General features: G+C 71.1%; 5 protein-coding genes. 2 read left to right on the plus strand and 3 right to left on the minus strand.

What is annotated here, in order from left to right; all coding sequences use genetic code 11:
• Positions 1-90: 90 nt before the first annotated feature.
• A complete protein-coding gene (locus IY392_RS07845; protein WP_107756926.1) occupies positions 91-762 on the plus strand; it encodes a TetR/AcrR family transcriptional regulator in 672 nt (223 codons plus the stop codon).
• Positions 763-791: 29 nt separating this feature from the next.
• Here the strand turns inward: IY392_RS07845 and IY392_RS07850 are convergent, their stop codons facing one another.
• Positions 792-1,364: an HdeD family acid-resistance protein gene (locus tag IY392_RS07850; RefSeq protein ID WP_194860904.1), complete on the minus strand. Its 573-nt coding sequence runs from the start codon at positions 1,362-1,364 to the stop codon at positions 792-794.
• A 115-nt stretch (positions 1,365-1,479) separates the two neighbouring features.
• On the opposite strand from IY392_RS07850, the gene IY392_RS07855 reads away from it, so the two are divergent.
• The gene (locus IY392_RS07855; protein WP_107756924.1) at positions 1,480-2,133 is read left to right on the plus strand and encodes a TetR/AcrR family transcriptional regulator; all 654 of its coding nucleotides are present in this window, start codon (positions 1,480-1,482) and stop codon (positions 2,131-2,133) included.
• Here the strand turns inward: IY392_RS07855 and IY392_RS07860 are convergent, their stop codons facing one another.
• The gene (locus tag IY392_RS07860) at positions 2,134-2,832 is read right to left on the minus strand and encodes a vitamin K epoxide reductase family protein (protein ID WP_107756923.1); all 699 of its coding nucleotides are present in this window, start codon (positions 2,830-2,832) and stop codon (positions 2,134-2,136) included.
• Positions 2,833-2,855: 23 nt separating this feature from the next.
• The coding region (locus tag IY392_RS07865) for a glycosyltransferase (RefSeq protein ID WP_194860905.1) at positions 2,856-3,461 on the minus strand (606 nt) is incomplete at its 5' end.

The following is a 3,461-nucleotide window of genomic DNA, read 5'->3' on the forward strand; positions in this document are numbered from 1 at the left end:
GGGAGGGCCCGCTCGGCCGACTAGGCTTGGGGGACTGTCTCGAAGGGGTTGATGATGACGGGCGAGGGCATTCCGGCGCCGAGGACCAGGATGACGGCCGCGAAACGACGGCAGCAGTTGGTCGACGTGGGTCGCCGGATCTTCGCCGAGTACGGCTACGATTCCGCCACCGTCGAGGAGATCGCGGCCGTGGCGGGGGTGTCCAAGCCGGTGGTCTACGAGCACTTCGGCGGCAAAGAGGGGCTCTACGCCGTGGTCTGCGATCGCGAGCTGGCGTACCTGGGTGCAGAGATCACCGAGTCCCTTCAGGGCGAGGGGTCGCGGAGGCGCATCGAGCGCGCCGCCATGGCGCTGTTGCGGTATGTCGAGGAACGCACCGACGGCTTCCGCATCCTGGTCCGCGAGTCGTCGATCGCCCCCGGTGGATCGTATTCGACCCTGCTCAACGACGCGACGGCGAGCGTGACGTACATCCTCGAGGAGGAGTTCGTGAACCGCGGCTTCGACCCCGTCACCGCGAGCGTGTACGCGCAGGCGCTCGTGGGCATGGTCTCCGGCACCGCGCAGTGGTGGCTGGACGTGCGTACCCCGCCCAAGGAGGAGGTGGCCGCGCACATCGTCAACCTGTGCTTCAACGGGCTGTCCCACCTCGACCCGCGGCCGAGCCTCGAGGCCGAGGTGCGGGACAAGTACGCCGGCCCGAGCAGTCCGGAGGGCACCCTGGCGGGCCGTGACCTACGCCCGGGCCCGGGCCGCCCGTAGCGATCCCCGTCCCGGGCCGGTCGTCGACCTCAGGCCGCGGCGGGTGAGGGCAGCCGTTCGAGGTCGGCCCGCAGACGGAACGCGACGGCCACCATCACGGCGCCCGCAGCCAGTCCGAACCAGCCGGCGAAGGTGACGAACGCGCCGGTCGCCGAGGGGCCGAAGGCGCCGATGCCGACGCCGAGTGCGATGAGCGCCACTCCCAGCGTCCCCATGACCCACGAGTCCGGGATCTGACGACGCAGGGTCCGCGCGCCGTGGGCCACGAGTGCCCCCGAGGCCACGAGCCAGGCGGCGAACAGCACGGTGAGTGCGGTCGCGGACAGCCCGGGCCAGAACAGGACGACCATCCCGAGAACGATCTCGCCGGCGCCGGTCGCGAGCAGAGCGCGCCGGCCCCGGTGGTCGGCCGGCGATGCCAACGCTGTGGTGACGGTCATCGCGCCGTCGCCGATCGCGAACGCGGCCACCAGGAACACCGCGAGCGTCATGCCTGCACCGGAGCCGGCACCAGGGGCCGAGAGGGCGGTGGCGCCCAGCGTGAGGGCCAGGCCCCCGCGGATCAGCTGAATCCACCAATTGCGGGTGAGTGCATCGATCATTTCTTCACCTTTCGGGCGGCGGCCTGTCGCCACCGCGGTACTGTAGTGATCACTACAGTAAGTCCCGGGTGGTGCCCGGGCAATGAGGCGCTGGACACAGGACCGGGGAGGTCGGATGGCAGAACGCGGGTCGCAGGGCGGCGAGGCGCCGGGCGGGACCAGGCGCACGCGCGCGAGGGGCCGCGAATCCCGGCGGAGGATCCTCGAGGCCGCCGCGGCGGTCGCGGGGGAGCGCGGCTACGAGGGGACGAGCATCGCGCGGGTGAGCGAGGTCAGCGGGCTGCCCGCGAGCTCGATCTACTGGCATTTCGCGGACAAGGACGCGCTCCTGGCCGCGGTGGTGGAGGAGAGCATCGAACTGTGGCTGGGTCAGGTGACCAGAGGGGAGGGGCAGTCGCTCGCCGAACGGGTGACCGAACTGTGCCTGGGTGTGGCCCGGACGTTCACCGAGTCACAGGATTTCCTCCGGCTGGTGCTGATGCTCGCGGTGGAACGGCGTCCCGTGGAGCCGGTGGCCAGGGAGATCTACCTGCGGCTGCGGGGGGAGGCGATCGAGCGGATCGCGGCTGAGCTGCAGCAGGTGCGGCCCGCGTTGTCGCCGACGGAGGCGATGCTGGTGGCCACCTACGCTCTGGCCGGCGGGGACGGGATCTTCCTCGCGTCGTTGACCGGGGACGCCGACGTGGCCGCGCTGTTCAGGCTCCACGCGAGCGCGATCGTGCACCTGGTCGAGCAGGCCGCGGGCGGGGTGGCCACGACCACGGGGTGATCAGAGGTTGGCGAAGAAGTCCGCCCAGTAGAAGTCCCAGAACGCCCAGAGGATGACCGCGGCCAGGGCCAGGAACCACACGACCACCGGGACCAGGTGCCACCGCTGCAGCGCGCGGACCCAGCCGGCGCCGGTGAGCTTGGCCAGCACGTGGAGCAGGGTGTACCAGAACATCGGGATGGTCATGGCCCACACGACCATGCACCACGGGCACAGCACCTGGATGGAGAAGATGGACTGGTACGCCAGCCAGTGCACCATCCCGGCGGCGAAGGTCAGCCCGAGGAGCGCACCCACCCAGTACCAGCGGGGGAAGCGCACCCCTGACGCGGCGGCGACCCCGATCGCGATGAGCAGTGCGTACCCCACCAGTCCGATGAAGGGGTTGGGGAATCCGAAGACCGCCCCCTGCTCGGAGTTGATGACGCTCTTGCAGCTCATCAGGATGGAGAAGTTGCAGGCCGGAACGAAGTCCGGGTTCTCCAGGAGTCGGATCTTGTCCAGGCTGAGCTGGAACGACGCCACCAGGGCGACGATCGACCCGACGGTCAGCAGCACGCCCATCCACCGATCGGTGAACACGCGCGAGACGGGGCCGGGCTGGACGTCGGCGTCGGTGGTCGTCGAGGGGGCGATCGTCACCGGCTCGGCGGGGGCGCCCGCGGGGTCGTCGTGCGGGGCGTCTGGGGTCTCGCGCATGCGGCCAGCGTACCGATGGCCGATCAGTCGGCGTTCACCTGCGCCGGTGGCGGCTTCCCCAGGTGGCCGCCGGAGTGGTCGACGTAGAATCGCAGGTGCGCCGCGGCCGCCGCGTCCCAGGTGAGCGAGGCCGCCAAGGCACGGCCCTCCCCGGCCCGCGCCGGATCGGCGGACAGTGCTGACTCCAACAGGTGTGCGAGTTCCGGGACCGATCCGGCGTAGTCGACGCAGGGGCCGAAGACCTCCCGGAGGATCGGCAGGTCGCGGGCGACGACCGGACGCCCCGCGGCGAGCGCCTCCATCGCGGCCAGCCCGAAGCCCTCCTTGGTAGAGGGGAAGGCGAACGCGTCGCAGGCCGCGACGAGGCCCGGCAGATCGCCCTCCGGCACCATGCCCAGGACCACGGGGTGTAACCCCAGCTCGTCGCACCGCCGGTCGAAGCGGGAGCGGTAATCGCGGTAGTCGAACAGGGTCTCCCCGCCCGCGAAGACGAGCGAGAGATCCGGACGCCTCCGCCGCAGCAGAGCGAACGCTTCCAGGAGGTCGATGCTGCCCTTGCGCGGCTCGATGCCCCCCACCGCCAGGACGTAGGGGCCGAGGGTGCGGCGCCACCGGACGCGGGCGGCGAC

The sequence above is a fragment of the Dietzia sp. SYD-A1 genome (assembly GCF_015356725.1).
In the GTDB taxonomy this organism is placed as follows: domain Bacteria; phylum Actinomycetota; class Actinomycetes; order Mycobacteriales; family Mycobacteriaceae; genus Dietzia.

What these genes read in the sequence shown, in the direction of transcription:
- IY392_RS07845 (WP_107756926.1), top strand. Translation starts at nt 91, where the DNA reads ATGACGGCCGCGAAACGACGGCAGCAGTTGGTCGACGTGGGTCGCCGG.
- IY392_RS07850 (WP_194860904.1), bottom strand. Translation starts at nt 1,364, where the DNA reads ATGATCGATGCACTCACCCGCAATTGGTGGATTCAGCTGATCCGCGGG.
- IY392_RS07855 (WP_107756924.1), top strand. Translation starts at nt 1,480, where the DNA reads ATGGCAGAACGCGGGTCGCAGGGCGGCGAGGCGCCGGGCGGGACCAGG.
- IY392_RS07860 (WP_107756923.1), bottom strand. Translation starts at nt 2,832, where the DNA reads ATGCGCGAGACCCCAGACGCCCCGCACGACGACCCCGCGGGCGCCCCC.